This is a genomic window from Streptomyces sp. LUP47B, assembly GCF_001746295.1.
Taxonomy (GTDB): Bacteria; Actinomycetota; Actinomycetes; order Streptomycetales; family Streptomycetaceae; genus Streptomyces.
Genome location: NZ_MJAH01000004.1, coordinates 453,125 through 471,305 on the forward strand (window position 1 = coordinate 453,125; position 18,181 = coordinate 471,305).

Consider the following 18,181-nt stretch of genomic DNA (forward strand, 5'->3'; position numbering starts at 1 on the left):
CGGCGCGGCGGGCGGGGAACCGCTCGGAGCGGTGCTGTGGGGTGGAGGACGCAAAGGTGCGCCGGATCGCTGCATTCCGTCAGAACGCGCGTTTCATGCACCGTACACGTGTGTCAGTGGCACAGCCGTGCCTCGTGTTCCGCGTGCCCGCTCGGCTCCAGCTGGAAGGTGCAGTGCTCCACGTCGAAGTGGTCGCCGAGACAGTTCTGGAGTTCGTGCAGCATCTTCTCGTGACCGATCGCGCTGAGGACGTCGGAGCGCACGACGACATGCGCGGACAGCACCGGCATGCCCGAGGTGATCGTCCAGGCGTGCAGGTCGTGGACGTCCTCCACACCGTCCAGGGCCAGGATGTGCGCCCGCACCTCCACCATGTCGACATCCTTGGGCGCCGACTCCAGGAGGACGTCGAGGGTTTCGCGCAGCAGCTTGACGGTGCGCGGCACGATCATCAGGCCGATGACGAGGGACGCGATCGGGTCGGCGGCCTCCCAGCCCGTGGTCAGGATCACCACGGCGGAGACGATCACCGCGAGCGAGCCCAGCGCGTCCGCCGCGACCTCCAGGAACGCCCCGCGCACGTTCAGGCTCTCCTTCTGGCCGCGCATCAGCAGGGTCAGCGAGATCATGTTCGCGACCAGACCGATGGCGCCGAACACGATGGTCAGCCCGCCCTCGGTGCCGGCCGGCGTGACGAACCGCTGGATCGCCTCGTACAGGACGTAGCCGCCGACGCCGAGCAGCAGCAGACAGTTCGCGAGGGCGGCGAGGATCTCGGCGCGGGCGTACCCGAAGGTGCGGTTGCCGGTCGCCGGGCGGTTCGCGAAGTGGATCGCGAGAAGGGCCATGCCGAGGCCCAGCCCGTCCGTCGCCATGTGCGCCGCGTCGGCGACCAGGGCGAGGGAGTCCGCGAGGATGCCGCCGACGATCTCGACCACCATGACGGTGAGCGTGATCGACAGCGCCACCCGCAGCGTGCCGACGTACGCCGCGGTCGCCGTACCGCCGGCCGGCGCATGCGAGCGCCCGTGATCGTGCCCTGCCCCCATGGAAGCCGCCTCCCGCGTGTTTGTCCCGGAACAGCCCGTCCGGGATCACAGTGAACTACGGGTAGGGGGTACCGGGCAACGCGGCACTGAACACCGTTGTCATGTCCTCTGACCTGCGGAAACGAAGGGCAGGTCAGGGGCCCTCAGCGGTGGTGCAGCAGCCAGCCCCGCCAGGCGGAGTCGATCATCTCGCGCACTCCTCGCCGCGCGCTCCAGCCGAGCGTCTCGGCGGCCCGGGCGGCCGAGGCCACCGACACGGGCGCGTCTCCCGGACGCCGGGGCTCCACGACGGCCGGCCGGCGGTCTCCGGTCACCTCACCGATCACCGTGACCATCTCGCGCACGGACACGCCCGCGCCGCGACCGATGTTGACCGTCAGAGCACCGCTCCGTCCGCTCAGGTGCCGGGCCGCCGCGAGATGGGCCTCGGCCAGGTCGGACACATGGATGTAGTCACGGACGCAGGTGCCGTCCGGCGTCGGATAGTCGTCACCGAAGATCCGCGGAGCCTCGCCGCGGGTGAGCCGGTCGAAGACCATCGGCACGATGTTGAAGACCCCGGTGTCCGCGAGTTCCGGCGCCGCGGCCCCGGCGACGTTGAAGTAACGCAGACAGACGGTGGAGATCCCGTGTGCCTGCCCGGCCGCCCGCACCAGCCACTCCCCGGCGAGCTTCGTCTCGCCGTACGGGTTCACGGGGGCGCACGGCGTCTCCTCCGTGATCAGTTCCACATCCGGGTTGCCGTAGACGGCCGCCGACGAGGAGAAAAGGAAGCGCTCGACACCGGCTTCCGCGACCGCCTCCAGGAGGGTCGCGAGGCCGCCGAGGTTCTCCTGGTAGTAGCGGGTCGGCTGGGCCACCGACTCCGCGACCTGCTTGCGCGCCGCGAGATGCACCACACCCGTCACCGCGTGTTCGGCCAGCACCCGCTTGAGCAGGCCGCCGTCGAGTGAGGAACCCCGCATCAGCGGCACGTCGGCGGGCAGTCGTGCGGGCACGCCCGCCGAGAGGTCGTCCAGGACGAGCACCCGCTCCCCGGCCCCCGTCATGGCCCGCGCCACATGCGCCCCTATGTACCCGGCACCGCCGGTGATCAGCCACGTCATGGTCGCCCACCCTATGCCGACGCTCCGGGCTCCCGGCGATGTCCCGGATGTCCGCTCTGTGGGGCGCGGTTTGTGAGCGGGGGCCCGGATCACCGATGATGATCGTGGCAAAGGCCGAGGGAGGCGACGTTGATCGGCCCGTTAACGGGCGGTGAACGCAGTCTTCTTGGCATCCGATAGCCTCTGCCGACATGCCGCCCGCCTGGTGCAGCCAAGGGGCGCCCCCATCGTGCACATGACCGGCGCCCGCGCGTCGGCACCCAGGGAGTGAGTTCGGTTGTCGACCGCCATCCTCACCGGTCAGCCGGTCCCCGGATCGTCGATCGAGGGTGATCTGCGGTCCCTCGGCTTCGACGTACGGGTCGCCGTGGACGCCGCCGACGCCGAACGACTGGTCGCCGAGGCACCCTGCGAGCAGCGGATAGCCCTCGTCGACGCCCGCTTCGTCGGCCACGTGCACGCCCTGCGCCTCGGCCTCACCGACCCCCGCTTCCCGCTCGCGGCCGTGCCCGGAGCCGTCACCGCACAGCCCGACGGCCGCGTGACGCTCACCCGGGCGCTGGCCCGCGAGAACTCCACGGGCGGCGGCACGGCACTCGCAGTGGACAGCCTCCCCGACCGCATCGTCACCGCGCTCGCCGACGACGGCGCCGAGGTGTACCGCCCCGAGCTCGGCAGCCTGGTCGCCGCCGTCCCCGCCGACCCGCAGGCCCGCAACGAGGCCCGGCAGGCCGTCGCGGACGTCGACGACGAGGCCGTACGTCTGAAGTCGGCCGTGAAGTCCCGGGACGGCTTCTTCACCACCCACTTCATCAGCCCCTACTCGCGCTACCTCGCCCGCTGGTGCGCCCGGCGCGGCCTGACCCCGAACCAGGTCACCACCGCCTCCCTGATCACCGCGCTCATAGCGGCGGCCTGCGCGGCCACCGGTACCCGCGGCGGGTTCATCGCCGCCGGCGTCCTGCTCATCGCGTCCTTCGTCCTGGACTGCACCGACGGTCAGCTCGCCCGCTACTCCCTCCAGTACTCCACGCTCGGCGCCTGGCTCGACGCCACCTTCGACCGGGCCAAGGAGTACGCCTACTACGCCGGCCTCGCCCTCGGAGCGGCCCGCGGCGGCGACGACGTCTGGGCCTTGGCGCTCGGCGCGATGATCCTCCAGACCTGCCGGCACGTCGTCGACTTCTCCTTCAACGAGGCCAACCACGACGCCACGGCCAACACCAGCCCCACGGCGGCCCTTTCGGACAAGCTCGACAGCGTCGGCTGGACGGTGTGGGTGCGGCGGATGATCGTCCTGCCGATCGGGGAGCGCTGGGCGATGATCGCGGTCCTGACGGCGGCCACCACGCCTCGTATCACCTTCTACGCCCTTCTCATCGGGTGCGCCTTCGCGGCGACGTACACGACGGCGGGCCGGGTGCTGCGGTCGCTGACCCGCAAGGCGCAGCGCACGGACCGGGCGGCGCAGGCACTGGCGGACCTGGCGGACAACGGGCCGGTGGCCGGACTTCTGGCGCGGGTCGCGCGCGCCCCCCTCGGTGCCCCGTTCCCGGTGGCCCTGGCCGGCACGGCCGTCCTGGCCGTCGCTCTCTTCTCGGGCGTGACCTGGGCACCCGTCGCCGGTGCCTTCGTCTACGCGGTCGCCGCCGGTCAGGCCCTGTACCGCCCCCTCAAGGGCGCCCTCGACTGGCTCGTCCCCCCGCTCTTCCGCGCCGCCGAGTACGGCACCGTCCTCATCCTGGCGGCCAAGGCGGACGTGAACGGAGCCCTTCCTGCGGCTTTCGGCCTGGTGGCCGCCGTCGCCTACCATCACTACGACACGGTGTACCGCATCCGCGGCAACGCCGGAGCGCCCCCGGCCTGGCTGGTGCGCGCCATCGGGGGGCACGAGGGACGGACGCTGCTCGTCACCGTCCTGGCCGCGCTGCTCACCGCTTCGCAGTTCACGGTCGCGCTCACGGTCCTGGCCGTGGCGGTGGCCCTGCTGGTGCTCGTCGAGAGCATCCGCTTCTGGGTGTCCGCCGGGGCGCCCGCCGTACACGATGAAGGAGAACCCGCATGATCGGCCTCGTGCTGGCGGCCGGAGCCGGACGGCGTCTGCGCCCCTACACCGACAGCCTTCCCAAGGCTCTGGTGCCGGTGGGGCCCGCGGGCATAGAGGGCGAACCAACGGTTCTCGACCTCACCCTCGCCAACTTCGCCGAGATCGGTCTCACCGAGGTCGCCGTCATCGTCGGCTACCGCAAGGAGGCCGTGTACGAGCGCAAGGCGGCGCTGGAGGCGAAGTACGGCCTCAAGCTCACCCTCATCGACAACGACAAGGCCGAGGAGTGGAACAACGCCTACTCCCTGTGGTGCGGCCGTGACGCCCTCAAGGACGGCGTGATCCTCGCCAACGGCGACACCGTGCACCCGGTCTCCGTCGAGAAGACGCTGCTCGCCGCCCGCGGCGAGGGCAAGCGGATCATCCTCGCCCTGGACACCGTGAAGTCCCTCGCCGACGAGGAGATGAAGGTCGTCGTCGACGCCGAGAAGGGCATGACGAAGATCACCAAGCTGATGGACCCGGCCGAGGCCACCGGCGAGTACATCGGTGTCACCCTCATCGAGGGCACCGCCGCCCCGGAACTGGCCGACGCCCTGAAGACGGTCTGGGAGACCGACCCGCAGCAGTTCTACGAGCACGGCTACCAGGAACTCGTGAACCGCGGCTTCCGCATCGACGTCGCGCCGATCGGCGACGTCCAGTGGGTCGAGATCGACAACCACGACGATCTCGCCCGCGGACGGGAGATCGCGTGCCGCTACTGACAAGGCTGATTCCCTCGCCGGTCGTCGTGGACATCCGCCCCGGTGCCCTCGACGACCTGGCCGGTGTGCTCGCCGACGAGCGGATCTCACACTCCGGCAAGCTGGCCGTCGCCGTCAGCAACGGCTCCGGCGCCAAGCTGAAGGAGCGGATCGCTCCCGCCCTGCCCGGCGCCACCTGGTACGAGGTCGGCGGCGGCACCCTCGACGACGCGATCCGGCTGGCCGGCGAGATGAAGGCCGGCCACTACGACGCGGTCGTCGGACTCGGCGGCGGCAAGATCATCGACTGCGCCAAGTTCGCCGCGGCGCGCATCGGCCTGCCCCTGGTCGCCGTACCGACCAATCTCGCGCACGACGGGCTGTGCTCCCCCGTGGCGACCCTCGACAACGACGCCGGCCGCGGCTCCTACGGCGTGCCCAACCCGATAGCGGCCGTCATCGACCTCGACGTCATCCGCGAGGCCCCGGTGCGCTTCGTCCGCGCGGGCATCGGCGACGCCGTCTCCAACATCAACGCGATCGCCGACTGGGAACTGGCGAACCGCGTCAAGGGCGAGAAGATCGACGGACTCGCGGCCGCCATGGCCCGCCAGGCAGGCGAGGCCGTGCTCCGGCACCCGGGAGGGGTCGGCGACAACGACTTCCTCCAGGTGCTCGCCGAGGCCCTCGTCCTCACCGGCGTCGCGATGTCCATCTCGGGCGACTCACGGCCCGCGTCCGGTTCGTGCCACGAGATCAACCACGCGTTCGACCTGCTCTATCCCAAGCGCGCCGCCGCCCACGGCGAACAGTGCGGCCTGGGCGCGGCCTTCGCGATGTACCTGCGCGGAGCCCACGAGGAATCGGCGTACATGGCCGGGGTACTGCGCCGGCACGGACTGCCGGTCCTGCCGGAGGAGATCGGCTTCACACCCGCGGAGTTCGTGCGCGCCGTGGAGTTCGCCCCGCAGACCCGCCCCGGCCGCTACACCATCCTCGAACACCTCGACCTCAAGACCGACCAGATCAAGGACATCTACACCGACTATGTCAAGGCCATCGGTAGCTGAACTCCGTCCGGTCGTCCACCCCGCAGGGGTCAAGGACCGGCGCAGCGGTGAGCACTGGATGGGACGCCTCTACATGCGTGAGGTGTCCCTGCGGGTGGACCGCTACCTGGTGAACACCAGGGTCACGCCCAACCAGCTCACGTACCTGATGACCGTCTTCGGTGTCCTCGCGGCCCCGGCCCTCCTGGTGCCGGGGATCCCGGGAGCCGTGCTCGGCGTGGTGTGCGTCCAGATGTACCTGCTGCTCGACTGCGTCGACGGCGAGATCGCGCGCTGGAAGAAGCAGTACTCGCTCAACGGCGTCTACCTCGACCGGGTCGGCGCCTACCTCACCGACGCCGCCGTACTCGTCGGCTTCGGTCTGCGCGCCGCCGACGTGTTCGGCAGTGGCCGTATCGACTGGCTGTGGGCCTTCCTCGGCACCCTGGCCGCCCTCGGCGCCATCCTGATCAAGGCCGAGACCGACCTGGTCGGCGTCGCCCGCCACCAGACCGGGAAGCCGCCGGTCCAGGAGGCCGCCGCCGAGATGCGCACCTCCGGCATGGCACTGGCCCGCCGGGCCGCCGCCGCGTTCAAGTTCCACCGGCTGATCCTCGGCATCGAGGCCTCGCTGCTGATCCTGGTCCTCGCGATAGCGGACCAGCTGCGCGACGACCTGTTCTTCTCGCGGCTCGGCGTCGCGGTGCTCGCCGGTATCGCCCTGCTCCAGACCCTGCTGCACCTCATGTCGATCCTCGCCTCCAGCAGGCTGAAGTGAGCACCGGCATGAAGGTCGGCGCCGTGATCATCACCATGGGCAACCGCCCCGAGGAGCTGCGCGCCCTGCTCGACTCGGTCGCCAAGCAGGACGGCGACCCGGTCCAGGTGGTCGTCGTCGGCAACGGCTCGCCCGTCCCGGACGTCCCCGACGGCGTCCGCACGATCGAGCTGCCTGAGAACCTCGGCATCCCCGGCGGCCGCAACGTCGGCATCGAGGCCTTCGGTCCCAGCGGCCGCGACGTCGACATACTGCTCTTCCTCGACGACGACGGCCTCCTCCCGAACCACGACACCGCCGAACTGTGCCGCCAGGCCTTCGAGGCCGACCCGAAGCTCGGCATCGTCAGCTTCCGCATCGCCGACCCCGACACCGGAGTCACCCAGCGCCGGCACGTCCCCCGGCTGCGGGCCGCCGACCCGATGCGCTCCTCCCGGGTCACCACCTTCCTCGGCGGCGCCAACGCCGCACGCACCCAGGTCTTCGCAGAAGTCGGCGGCCTCCCGGACGAGTTCTTCTACGCCCACGAGGAAACCGACCTGGCATGGCGGGCCCTCGACGCGGGCTGGATGATCGACTACCGGTCCGACATGGTGCTGTACCACCCGACGACCGCGCCCTCGCGGCACGCGGTCTACCACCGCATGGTCGCCCGCAACCGCGTCTGGCTCGCCCGCCGCAACCTGCCCGCGCCGCTCGTCCCGGTCTATCTCGGCGTCTGGCTGCTGCTCACCCTGCTGCGCCGCCCCTCACGGCCCGCCCTGAAGGCCTGGTTCGGCGGCTTCCGGGAGGGCTGGAGCACGCCGTGCGGACCGCGCAGGCCGATGAAGTGGCGTACCGTCTGGCGCCTGACCCGACTGGGCCGGCCCCCGGTCATCTGACAAGCTCGTTCCTGAGAGCAACCGGGCCGCACCGCGGCCCCATGCTCATGCCCTGCCCCTTACAGGCCGCGCATCCCGAAGAGGAAAGCTATCCACCAGTGAGTGAGACAACGCACGACGGCACGGTCGCGGTGAGCGCGCCCATGTCGCCCGACGAAGGCCTGACGGCGGCACAGCTCGCCGCCCGCAACGGCCTGACCGTGAGCGGCGCCAGGCCCTCACTCGTCGAGTACGTCCGCCAGCTCTGGGACCGGCGCCACTTCATCCTCGCGTTCTCGCGGGCGAAGCTGACCGCCCAGTACAGCCAGGCCAAGCTCGGCCAACTGTGGCAGGTGGCGACGCCGCTGCTGAACGCGGCCGTGTACTTCTTCATCTTCGGCGTCATCCTGAACGCCAGCCGGGGCATGTCGAAGGACGTGTACATCCCGTTCCTGGTCACGGGCGTCTTCGTGTTCACCTTCACGCAGAGCTCCGTCATGGCGGGCGTCCGCGCCATCTCCGGCAACCTCGGCCTGGTCCGCGCGCTGCACTTCCCGCGGGCCTCCCTGCCGATCTCCTTCGCGCTCCAGCAACTCCAGCAGCTGCTGTTCTCGATGGTCGTGCTGTTCGCCGTGGTGGTCGGCTTCGGCCACTACCCGGACCTGTCCTGGGCGCTGATCGTCCCGGTGCTGATCCTTCAGTTCCTCTTCAACACCGGCCTGGCGCTGATCATGGCCCGCGCCGGTGCCAAGACCCCCGACCTGGCGCAGCTCATGCCGTTCGTGATGCGCACCTGGATGTACGCGTCCGGCGTGATGTTCTCGATCCCGATCATGCTGGCCGACAAGCCGCAGTGGCTCGCCACGGTGCTCCAGTGGAACCCGGCGGCCATCTACATGGACCTGATGCGCTTCGCCCTGATCGACGAGTACGGCGCGGAGAACCTGCCCGACCACGTCTGGGCGGCGGCGGGCGGCTGGGCCGCGCTCTTCGCGCTCGGCGGTTTCGTGTACTTCTGGAAGGCGGAGGAAAGGTACGGCCGTGGCTGAGGACATCAGGGACGAACCCGCCCCCACCGCCGTCGCGGACGAGCACACCCCGACCGTCATCGCGGACGAGCTGCACATCGTCTATCGCGTCAACGGCGCCAAGACCGGAAAGGGCAGCGCGACCGCCGCGCTCAGCCGCATTCTCAAGCGGGGCTCCGACGAGACGGCGCGGGGCGTGCGCAAGGTGCACGCCGTCAAGGGCGTCTCCTTCGTCGCCTACAAGGGCGAGGCGATCGGTCTCATCGGCTCCAACGGTTCCGGCAAGTCGACCCTGCTGCGCGCCATCGCGGGTCTGCTGCCCGCCGAGAGCGGCCGCGTCTACACCCACGGCCAGCCCTCCCTGCTCGGCGTCAACGCGGCCCTGATGAACGACCTCACCGGCGAGCGGAACGTCATCCTCGGCGGACTCGCCATGGGCATGACCCGGGAGCAGGTCAGGGAGCGCTACCAGGAGATCGTCGACTTCTCGGGGATCAACGAGAAGGGTGACTTCATCACCCTGCCGATGCGCACCTACTCCTCCGGCATGGCGGCCCGCCTGCGCTTCTCCATCGCCGCCGCCAAGGACCACGACGTACTCATGATCGACGAGGCCCTGGCCACCGGCGACCGCTCCTTCCAGAAGCGCTCCGAGGCCCGCATCCGCGAGCTGCGCGAGACCGCGGGCACGGTGTTTCTCGTCAGTCACAACAACAAGTCGATCCGTGACACCTGCAACCGCGTCCTGTGGCTGGAACGCGGCGAGCTACGCATGGACGGTCCGACCGACGAGGTCATCAAGGAGTACGAGAAGTTCACGGGCAAGTAGTCCACTCCGCCACGGACGAACAACACCGCTCCGCTTGACCGGGCCCCGCCGGAACTGTTCCGGCGGGGCCCCGCGTCTGCAAAGGAAGCGTCAACTTCGCGCCCGCTTAGGAATCTTGGGGCCAATCGGTGTGTTGTTGTGATGTGCAGGACACCCCGACGATCCTTGCCGCGTTGTACAACGTAAGCTGTACGGGTGCCTAATCGCGGCAAGTGGGGCGATAATGCGCGACACCCGATCACTGGGGCGCTGCGCGGACGGCCGGGCGGCGTGTCCGAAATAGTCTGTATTGGGTCTGCGGTGTAGAACGGGAGTTGTGACGGCAATGGCGACCGAAGATCCCCAGCTCCGCCCTGCCCGTGCCGTCCCTGCCCCGGGCAGTGAGCGGTGACGGCAACCGGCGAGGCGCGCGCCGGCGATCCGGAGCGCGGCACGCTCGACAAGGCCGCGGGGGAGAACTTCCCCGTGGCTCCGTTCTTCCTGCCCAAGGACTGGCGCACCGACCTCGTCGCGGTCTACGGCTTCGCCCGGCTCGTCGACGACATCGGCGACGGTGACCTGGCCCCCGGCGGAGCCGACGCCAGGCTGCTCGGCGTCCCGCCCGAGGAGGCCGAGGACCGGCTGCTCCTCCTGGACGCCTTCGAGGCCGACCTGGACCGGGTCTTCGACGGCACCCCGGGCCACCCGCTGCTGCGCCGCCTCCAGGCCACGGTCCGCCGCCGCTCGCTCACCCCCGAGCCCTTCCTCGGCCTGATCGCCGCCAACCGTCAGGACCAGCTCGTCACCCGCTACGAGACCTACGACGACCTGCTCGCCTACTGCGAGCTGTCCGCCAATCCCGTCGGCCGTCTCGTGCTCGCCGTCACCGGCACCTCGACCCCCGAGCGGATCCGTCTCTCGGACGCGATCTGCACGGCCCTCCAGATCGTGGAACACCTCCAGGACGTCGCCGAGGACCTCGGCCGCGACCGGATCTATCTGCCCGCCGAGGACATGAAGCGCTTTCACGTCCAGGAAGCGGATCTCGCCGCGAAAACCGCGGGCGCATCGGTGCGCGCTCTGGTTGCATACGAAGCACAACGCGCCCGCGAACTCCTGAATGAAGGCGCCCCCCTGGTGGGTAGCGTCCACGGCAGACTGAAGCTGCTGCTCGCAGGGTTCGTGGCGGGGGGAAGGGCGGCGCTCCACGCGATCGCCGCCGCAGAACACGACGTACTTCCCGGCCCGCCCAAGCCCGGCAAGCTCCAACTGCTGCGCGAGGTGGGCGTCACTCTGCGAGGAGAGGGGTGATCCGGACCGTGGAGTCACCACCGCATGTGTCCGCACCGGTACTCGCCGCCTACAGTTACTGCGAGACCGTGACCGGACAGCAGGCGCGCAACTTCGCGTACGGCATCAGGCTGCTGCCCACGTCCAAGCGACGTGCGATGTCGGCGCTCTACGCGTTCTCACGGCGCGTCGACGACATCGGCGACGGCGCGCTGGCGGACGACGTGAAGACCGCGAGACTCGAGGACACCCGGGCCATGCTGACCCGGGTGCGGGAGGGCTCGGTCGACGAGGACGACACCGATCCGGTGGCCGTCGCCCTCGCCCATGCCGCAGAGACCTTCCCGATCCCGCTGAGCGGCCTGGACGAGCTGATCGACGGCGTCCTGATGGACGTACGCGGCGAGACCTACGAGACCTGGGACGACCTGAAGGTGTACTGCCGCTGTGTGGCGGGCGCCATCGGACGGCTCTCGCTCGGTGTTTTCGGCACCGAACCCGGGGCGCGCGCCGCCGAACGCGCGCCGGAGTATGCCGACACGCTCGGTCTTGCGCTCCAGCTCACCAACATCCTCAGAGACGTCCGGGAGGACGCCGAGGGCGGACGCATCTACCTGCCCGCCGACGACCTCGCGAAGTTCGGCTGCTCGGCCGGCTTCAAGGGGCCGAAACCACCGGAGGGCGCCGACTTCGCGGGCCTCGTGCACTTCGAAGTGCGACGGGCCCGCGCCCTTTTCGCCGAGGGTTACCGGCTGCTCCCCATGCTCGACCGGCGCAGCGGTGCCTGTGTCGCCGCCATGGCCGGCATCTACCGCCGTCTGCTCGACCGCATCGAGCGCGACCCCGAGGCGGTGCTGCGCGGCCGGGTGTCACTGCCCGGACGTGAGAAGGCGTACGTCGCCGTCCGTGGCCTGTCCGGTCTGGACGCACGGCATGTGACGCGGCAGACCGTCAGGAGGCGCGCCTGATGGACAATTCGGTCCAAGGTGATGCCACTGGAGAAAAGTGGCACGCAACCCTCCGCTCGAGGACGGCGTCCCTGACTGCAACGGCCGGCCGTGCATCGTTCAAGCACCACGGCGTCCGCGCAGGGGAGGGTGTGCGATGACCGACGGGCAGCAGTCCGGGCGGGACGCCGTCGTGATCGGCGGTGGGCTCGCCGGTATCACCACCGCGCTCGCGCTCGCCGACGCCGGAGTGCGCGTCACGCTGCTCGAAGGCAGACCGCGGCTGGGCGGACTCGCCTTCTCCTTCCAGCGCGGCGAACTGACCGTCGACAACGGACAGCACGTCTACCTGCGTTGCTGCACCGCCTACCGCTGGTTCCTCGACCGCATCGAGGGAACGGCGCTGGCGCCGCTGCAGAACCGGCTCGACGTGCCCGTACTCGACGTGGCCCGGCCCGAGGGCCGACGGCTCGGCAGACTGCGGCGCGACGCGCTGCCGGTGCCCCTGCATCTGGGGCGCAGCCTCGCGACCTATCCGCATCTCTCGCTCGCCGAACGGGCCAGGGTGGGGCGCGCCGCGCTCGCACTCAAGGGACTCGACCTCGCCGATCCGAGCCTGGACGCACAGGACTTCGGCAACTGGCTGACCGCGCACGGTCAGTCGGCGCGTGCCATCGAGGCCCTGTGGGACCTGGTCGGGGTCGCCACCCTCAACGCGGTCGCGGGCGACGCCTCGCTGGGGCTCGCCGCGATGGTGTTCAAGACCGGTCTGCTGTCCGACCCGGGCGCGGCCGACATCGGCTGGGCGCACGTCCCGCTGGGTGAACTGCATGACCGGCTCGCCCGCAAGGCGCTCGACTCCGCGGGCGTGCGTACCGAGGTCCGTACACGCGTCACCTCCATCTCTACTGACGAGAACGGCACTTGGAGCGTTCAGGTTCCCGGGGAGACGCTCCGGGCCGACGCGGTGGTCCTCGCCGTCGCCCAGGACGAGGCGTGTGACCTGCTGCCGGAGGGTGCGCTGGACGCCCCGGAAAATCTTCGACGGATCGGCACCGCGCCGATCCTCAACGTCCATGTCGTCTACGACCGCAAGGTCCTCGACAAGCCGTTCTTCGCGGCCCTCGGCACCCCGGTGCAGTGGGTCTTCGACCGCACCGACGCCTCCGGGCTGCGCGAGGGCCAGTACCTCGCCCTGTCCCAGTCGGCCGCGCACGGCGAGATCGACGAGCCGGTGGCCGCGCTGCGCGAGCGGTATCTGCCCGAGCTGGAGCGGCTGCTTCCGCTCGCGCGCGGCGCCGAGGTGAAGGACTTCTTCGTGACCCGGGAGCGCACGGCGACGTTCGCTCCGGCCCCGGGCGTCGGACGGCTGCGGCCCGGCGCCCGTACGAAAGCCCCCGGCCTCTACCTGGCCGGCGCGTGGACCGCCACAGGGTGGCCCGCGACCATGGAGAGTGCGGTCCGCAGCGGTGTGAGTGCGGCGGACGCCGCTCTCGCCGCCCTGGGCCGGCCCCGCCCCGCCCGTCTCTTCGAGTTCGAGGAGGCCGCGTGATGCTCGACCAGCACGGCGTATCCGGCCCCAGCACCTCCGGTACCGCAACAAGAGGAGAGACTGTGCCCACTGTGCCCCCGGCAGAGACGGACGCTGCGAGGACCGCGGTGGACGTGACCGCGCTCCTCGAGCGCGGCCGGACCCTGGCGACACCGGAGCTGAAGGCGGCCGTCGACCGCCTGGCACCCCCGATGGACACCGTTTCCGCCTACCACTTCGGCTGGATCGACGCCCAGGGCAACCCCGCGGACGGGGACGGCGGCAAGGCCGTGCGCCCCGCCCTCGCGGTGCTCTCGGCCGAGGTCACCGGCGCCCCGCCCGAGACCGGCATCCCCGGCGCCGTCGCCGTCGAACTGGTCCACAACTTCTCTCTGCTGCACGACGACCTGATGGACGGCGACGAACAGCGCCGCCACCGCGACACCGTGTGGAAGGTGCACGGCCCCGCCCAGGCCATCCTGGTCGGCGACGCCCTGTTCGCCCTGGCCAACGAGGTCCTGCTCGAACTCGGCACGGTCGAGGCCGGCCGCGCCACCCGCCGTCTGACCACCGCCACCCGCGCCCTGATCGACGGCCAGGCCCAGGACATCTCCTACGAGCACCGCGACCGCGTCAGCGTCGAGGAGTGCCTGGAGATGGAGGGCAACAAGACCGGCGCCCTGCTCGCCTGCGCCTCCTCCATCGGCGCCGTGCTCGGCGGCGCGGACGACCGCACCGCCGACACCCTGGAGAAGTACGGCTACCACCTCGGCCTCGCCTTCCAGGCCGTCGACGACCTCCTCGGCATCTGGGGCGACCCCGTCTCCACCGGCAAGCAGACCTGGAGCGATCTGCGCCAGCGCAAGAAGTCCCTGCCGGTCGTGGCCGCGCTCGCGGCGGGCGGTGCCGCCTCCGAGCGGCTCGGCGAGATCCTCGCCGCCGACGCCAAGAGCAGCGACTTCGAGAACTTCTCCGAGGAGGAGTTCGCGGCCCGTGCAGCCCTCATCGAGGAGGCCGGAGGCCGTGAGTGGACGGCGGCGGAGGCCCGCCGTCAGCACACGGTCGCCATCGACGCCCTGCACGCCATCGACATGCCCGACCGGGTGCGGGACCGGTTCACGGCGCTCGCCGACTTCGTCGTCGTACGAAAGAGATGATCACTATCGGTCGAATAGCCCTCGCGTAGTCGCCGGCCGGTGCTGCGAGGAAAGGAAAGGCGCCGGCCGACGGCGGACCCACAGCAGAGCACCACATTGCACACTGCACGAAGGGGAAGCCATGACAGCGACGACCGACGGAAGCACCGGGGCCCTGCCGCCCCGCGCTGCCGCGGCCAGCGAAACCCACCTCGACACCCCCGTGGCGGCCGGGATACAAGAAGCCGCCGTACGTGCCGTACAGCGCGCCACCGAGCACCTGCTCGCCCGGCAGGACGCCGAGGGCTGGTGGAAGGGCGACCTCGAGACCAACGTCACGATGGACGCCGAGGACCTGCTGCTCCGACAGTTCCTGGGTATCCGCGACGAGTCGACCACCCGGGCCGCCGCCCGGTTCATCCGCGGCGAGCAGCGCGAGGACGGCGCCTGGACGAGCTTCTACGGCGGGCCCGGCGAACTCTCCACCACCATCGAGGCGTACGTCGCCCTCCGCCTGGACGGCGACTCGCCCGACGCCCCGCACATGGCGAAGGCCTCCGCCTGGGTCCGCGCTCAGGGCGGTATCGCCGCCGCCCGGGTGTTCACCCGGATCTGGCTCGCCCTGTTCGGCTGGTGGAAGTGGGAGGACCTGCCCGAACTCCCGCCGGAACTCATCTACTTCCCCCAGTGGATGCCGCTCAACATCTACGACTTCGGCTGCTGGGCCCGCCAGACCATCGTCCCGCTGACGATCGTCTCCGCGAAGCGCCCGGTCCGGCCCGCGCCCTTCCCGCTCGACGAACTGCACCTCGACCCGGCCGATCCGAACCCGGCCAAGCCCCTCGCCTCGGTGGCGAGTTGGGACGGTGCCTTCCAGCGTCTCGACAAGGCCCTGCACCGGCTGCGCAAGGTCGCCCCGCGCCGACTGCGCAGAGCCGCGATGAACAGCGCGGCCCGCTGGATCATCGAGCGGCAGGAGAACGACGGCTGCTGGGGCGGCATCCAGCCCCCGGCCGTCTATTCGGTGATCGCGCTTCATCTGCTCGGCTACGACCTCGAACACCCGGTCATTCGGGCCGGGTTGGAGTCCCTGGACCGCTTCGCCATCTGGCGCGAGGACGGGTCCCGGATGATCGAGGCCTGCCAGTCGCCGGTGTGGGACACCTGCCTCGCGACCATCGCGCTCGCCGACGCGGGCGTGCCCGCCGATCATCCGCAGCTCGTCAAGGCCGCGGACTGGATGCTCGGCGAGGAGATCGTCCGGCCCGGCGACTGGGCCGTCAAGCGACCCCAACTCCCGCCGGGCGGCTGGGCTTTCGAGTTCCACAACGACAACTACCCCGACATCGACGACACCGCCGAGGTCGTCCTCGCCCTGCGCCGGGTCAGGCACCACGACCCCGAGCGGGTGGAGAAGGCCATCGGGCGCGGGGTGCGCTGGAACCTCGGGATGCAGTCGAAGAACGGGGGCTGGGGAGCCTTCGACGTCGACAACACCAGCCCGTTCCCCAACCGCCTGCCGTTCTGCGACTTCGGCGAGGTCATCGACCCGCCGTCCGCCGACGTCACCGCGCACGTGGTGGAGATGCTCGCGATCGAGGGGCTGTCCCACGACCCGCGCACCCGGCGCGGCATCGAGTGGCTGCTCGCCGAACAGGAGCCGGACGGCTCGTGGTTCGGGCGCTGGGGCGTCAACTACGTCTACGGCACCGGGTCGGTGGTGCCCGCGCTGACCGCCGCCGGTCTGCCCGCCTCGCACCCGGCGATCCGGCGGGCGGTGGCCTGGCTGGAGAAGGTGCAGAACGACGACGGGGGTTGGGGGGAGGACCTGCGCTCCTACAAGTACGTCAAGGAGTGGAGCGGCCGCGGCGCCTCCACGGCCTCGCAGACGGCCTGGGCGCTGATGGCGCTGCTGGCCGCGGGGGAGAAGGACTCCAAGGCCGTCGAGCGCGGCGTCGAGTGGCTCGCGACCACCCAGCGCGAGGACGGCTCCTGGGACGAGCCCTACTTCACCGGCACCGGTTTCCCCTGGGACTTCTCCATCAACTACCACCTCTACCGGCAGGTCTTCCCGCTCACCGCCCTCGGACGTTACGTCCACGGAGAACCGTTCTCCCGGACCGAGGCGGTCTGATGAGCACCCAGCCCGCCACCGCCCCGCTGCTGATCGCCTGCGCTCTCGGCATCGAGCACCTCGCCCTGCGCACCGGCGACCGCGGCGGGGCCGGCGGGCCGGTCACCCTGCTCAGGACGGGCATGGGCCCCAAGGCGGCGGAACGGTCCGTCACCCGGCGCCTCGCCGACCCGGCGCTCGCCGGGGCCGCCGTCCTGGCCACCGGCTTCTGCGCGGGGCTCGCCCCCGGGATGCACCCCGGCGATCTGGTGGTCGCCGAGGAGACCCGGGATCCGGACGGAACCGTTCCCTGTGTGCAGACCGACCTACTGGTCAAGGAGCTCGTACGGGCCGTACCGGGACGTACCGTGCACACCGGACCGCTCACCGGCTCCGATCACGTCGTACGCGGTCACGAGCGGTCGGATCTGCTCGCGACCGGCGCGATCGCGGTCGACATGGAGTCCGCGGCCACGCTCCTGAGCGCCGTGCGTGCGGGTGAGCACCCTGTTGCGGCCGTCCGGGTGGTCGTGGATGCTCCACAACATGAACTCGTCCGGATCGGCACGGTACGCGGTGGAATATCAGCCTTCCGCGTCCTTCGTTCCGTTCTTCCAGCTTTCCATGAATGGCACCGTTCCTTGCTGCTCCCCAGGAGGTGAGCCAGATGGCCATGCCGCTGCGCCAGTCCATCAAGGTCGCTACATACTTGGCCGAACAAAAGCTCCGCAAGCGGGACAAGTTCCCGCTGATCGTGGAGCTGGAGCCCCTCTTCGCGTGCAATCTCAAATGCGAGGGCTGTGGCAAGATCCAGCATCCTGCGGGTGTCCTCAAGCAGCGCATGCCGGTGGCGCAGGCCGTCGGGGCGGTGTTGGAGTCGGGTGCGCCGATGGTGTCCATCGCCGGTGGTGAGCCGCTGATGCATCCTCAGATCGACGAGATCGTGCGGCAGTTGGTGGCGAAGAAGAAGTACGTCTTCCTCTGCACCAACGCCATGCTGCTGCGCAAGAAGATGGACAAGTTCAAGCCCTCCCCCTATTTCGCCTTCGCGGTGCACATCGACGGGCTGCGTGAGCGGCACGACGAGTCGGTGGCGAAGGAGGGCGTGTTCGACGAGGCCGTGGAGGCGATCAAGGAGGCCAAGAAGCGCGGCTTCCGGGTCACCACCAACTCGACCTTCTTCAACACCGACACCCCGCAGACCATCATCGAGGTGCTCAACTTCCTCAACGACGACCTCAAGGTCGACGAGATGATGATCTCGCCCGCCTACGCCTACGAGAAGGCGCCCGACCAGGAGCACTTCCTGGGCGTGGAGCAGACCCGTGAGCTGTTCAAGAAGGCCTTCGCGGGCGGCAACCGCAAGAAGTGGCGGCTCAACCACTCCCCGCTCTTCCTGGACTTCCTGGAGGGCAAGGTCGACTTTCCGTGCACGGCCTGGGCGATCCCGAACTACTCCCTGTTCGGCTGGCAGCGCCCCTGCTACCTGATGAGTGACGGGTACGTGCCGACGTACCGCGAACTCATCGAGGAGACCGACTGGGACAAGTACGGCCGCGGCAAGGACCCGCGGTGCGCCAACTGCATGGCGCACTGCGGCTACGAGCCCACCGCCGTTCTCGCCACCATGGGCTCGCTCAAGGAGTCGCTGCGCGCCATGCGCGAGACGGTCTCCGGAAACCGCGAGTAGCGC

General features: G+C 70.2%; 17 protein-coding genes. 15 read left to right on the top strand and 2 right to left on the bottom strand.

Annotation, left to right across the window (positions count from 1 at the left end; genetic code table 11):
* Window positions 1-113 precede the first annotated feature (113 nt).
* Together BFN33_RS15620 and galE are read right to left on the bottom strand one after the other, a co-directional pair.
* The gene (locus BFN33_RS15620) at window positions 114-1,049 is read right to left on the bottom strand and encodes a cation diffusion facilitator family transporter (RefSeq protein ID WP_069760627.1); all 936 of its coding nucleotides are present in this window, start codon (window positions 1,047-1,049) and stop codon (window positions 114-116) included.
* A 143-nt stretch (window positions 1,050-1,192) separates the two neighbouring features.
* Window positions 1,193-2,155, bottom strand: a complete 963-nt coding sequence (galE, locus tag BFN33_RS15625) for a UDP-glucose 4-epimerase GalE (protein ID WP_069760628.1) — start codon at window positions 2,153-2,155, stop codon at window positions 1,193-1,195.
* Between the two features lie 277 nt (window positions 2,156-2,432).
* On the opposite strand from galE, the gene BFN33_RS15630 reads away from it, so the two are divergent.
* The 15 genes from BFN33_RS15630 (at window position 2,433) to hpnH (ending at window position 18,178) form a co-directional block, all read left to right on the top strand.
* The gene (locus BFN33_RS15630) at window positions 2,433-4,220 is read left to right on the top strand and encodes a DUF5941 domain-containing protein (protein ID WP_069760629.1); all 1,788 of its coding nucleotides are present in this window, start codon (window positions 2,433-2,435) and stop codon (window positions 4,218-4,220) included.
* The gene (locus tag BFN33_RS15635; protein ID WP_069760630.1) at window positions 4,217-4,969 is read left to right on the top strand and encodes a sugar phosphate nucleotidyltransferase; all 753 of its coding nucleotides are present in this window, start codon (window positions 4,217-4,219) and stop codon (window positions 4,967-4,969) included. The genes BFN33_RS15630 and BFN33_RS15635 overlap by 4 nt, the downstream gene beginning before the upstream one ends.
* Entirely contained in the window at window positions 4,957-6,018 is a 1,062-nt protein-coding gene (locus BFN33_RS15640; protein ID WP_069760631.1) for an iron-containing alcohol dehydrogenase family protein, read from the top strand. Before BFN33_RS15635 ends, BFN33_RS15640 begins: the two co-directional genes overlap by 13 nt.
* A complete protein-coding gene (locus BFN33_RS15645; RefSeq protein WP_079140845.1) occupies window positions 5,996-6,775 on the top strand; it encodes a CDP-alcohol phosphatidyltransferase family protein in 780 nt (259 codons plus the stop codon). The genes BFN33_RS15640 and BFN33_RS15645 overlap by 23 nt, the downstream gene beginning before the upstream one ends.
* An 8-nt stretch (window positions 6,776-6,783) precedes the next feature.
* A complete protein-coding gene (locus tag BFN33_RS15650; RefSeq protein ID WP_370743292.1) occupies window positions 6,784-7,656 on the top strand; it encodes a glycosyltransferase family 2 protein in 873 nt (290 codons plus the stop codon).
* 98 nt (window positions 7,657-7,754) lie between these two features.
* Window positions 7,755-8,684, top strand: a complete 930-nt coding sequence (locus BFN33_RS15655; RefSeq protein ID WP_069760634.1) for an ABC transporter permease — start codon at window positions 7,755-7,757, stop codon at window positions 8,682-8,684.
* Entirely contained in the window at window positions 8,677-9,492 is an 816-nt protein-coding gene (locus BFN33_RS15660; protein ID WP_069760635.1) for an ABC transporter ATP-binding protein, read from the top strand. Before BFN33_RS15655 ends, BFN33_RS15660 begins: the two co-directional genes overlap by 8 nt.
* Window positions 9,493-9,879: 387 nt before the next feature.
* Window positions 9,880-10,782 (top strand): squalene synthase HpnC, encoded by a 903-nt coding sequence (hpnC, locus tag BFN33_RS15665; protein WP_069760636.1) that lies wholly within the window; start codon window positions 9,880-9,882, stop codon window positions 10,780-10,782.
* The gene (gene hpnD, locus BFN33_RS15670; RefSeq protein WP_069760637.1) at window positions 10,779-11,729 is read left to right on the top strand and encodes a presqualene diphosphate synthase HpnD; all 951 of its coding nucleotides are present in this window, start codon (window positions 10,779-10,781) and stop codon (window positions 11,727-11,729) included. The genes hpnC and hpnD overlap by 4 nt, the downstream gene beginning before the upstream one ends.
* On the top strand, window positions 11,729-11,869 hold the full coding sequence (locus BFN33_RS54305) for a DUF6380 family protein (RefSeq protein ID WP_256122764.1): 141 nt from the start codon (window positions 11,729-11,731) through the stop codon (window positions 11,867-11,869). The genes hpnD and BFN33_RS54305 overlap by 1 nt, the downstream gene beginning before the upstream one ends.
* On the top strand, window positions 11,866-13,260 hold the full coding sequence (hpnE, locus tag BFN33_RS15675; protein ID WP_069760638.1) for a hydroxysqualene dehydroxylase HpnE: 1,395 nt from the start codon (window positions 11,866-11,868) through the stop codon (window positions 13,258-13,260). Before BFN33_RS54305 ends, hpnE begins: the two co-directional genes overlap by 4 nt.
* Before the next feature lie 71 nt (window positions 13,261-13,331).
* Window positions 13,332-14,396 carry a polyprenyl synthetase family protein gene (locus tag BFN33_RS15680; protein ID WP_079140836.1) on the top strand — a complete coding sequence of 355 codons (1,065 nt, stop codon included), beginning with the start codon at window positions 13,332-13,334 and terminating at the stop codon, window positions 14,394-14,396.
* Window positions 14,397-14,517: 121 nt separating this feature from the next.
* Complete coding sequence (gene shc / locus BFN33_RS15685; RefSeq protein ID WP_069760640.1) at window positions 14,518-16,509, top strand: squalene--hopene cyclase; 1,992 nt, start codon at window positions 14,518-14,520, stop codon at window positions 16,507-16,509.
* Window positions 16,509-17,150 carry a 1-hydroxy-2-methyl-2-butenyl 4-diphosphate reductase gene (locus tag BFN33_RS15690; RefSeq protein WP_069760641.1) on the top strand — a complete coding sequence of 214 codons (642 nt, stop codon included), beginning with the start codon at window positions 16,509-16,511 and terminating at the stop codon, window positions 17,148-17,150. Before shc ends, BFN33_RS15690 begins: the two co-directional genes overlap by 1 nt.
* A 5-nt stretch (window positions 17,151-17,155) precedes the next feature.
* Window positions 17,156-18,178, top strand: coding sequence for an adenosyl-hopene transferase HpnH (gene hpnH, locus BFN33_RS15695; protein WP_037716058.1), 1,023 nt, complete (start codon window positions 17,156-17,158; stop codon window positions 18,176-18,178).
* The last annotated feature ends 3 nt before the right edge of the window (window positions 18,179-18,181 follow it).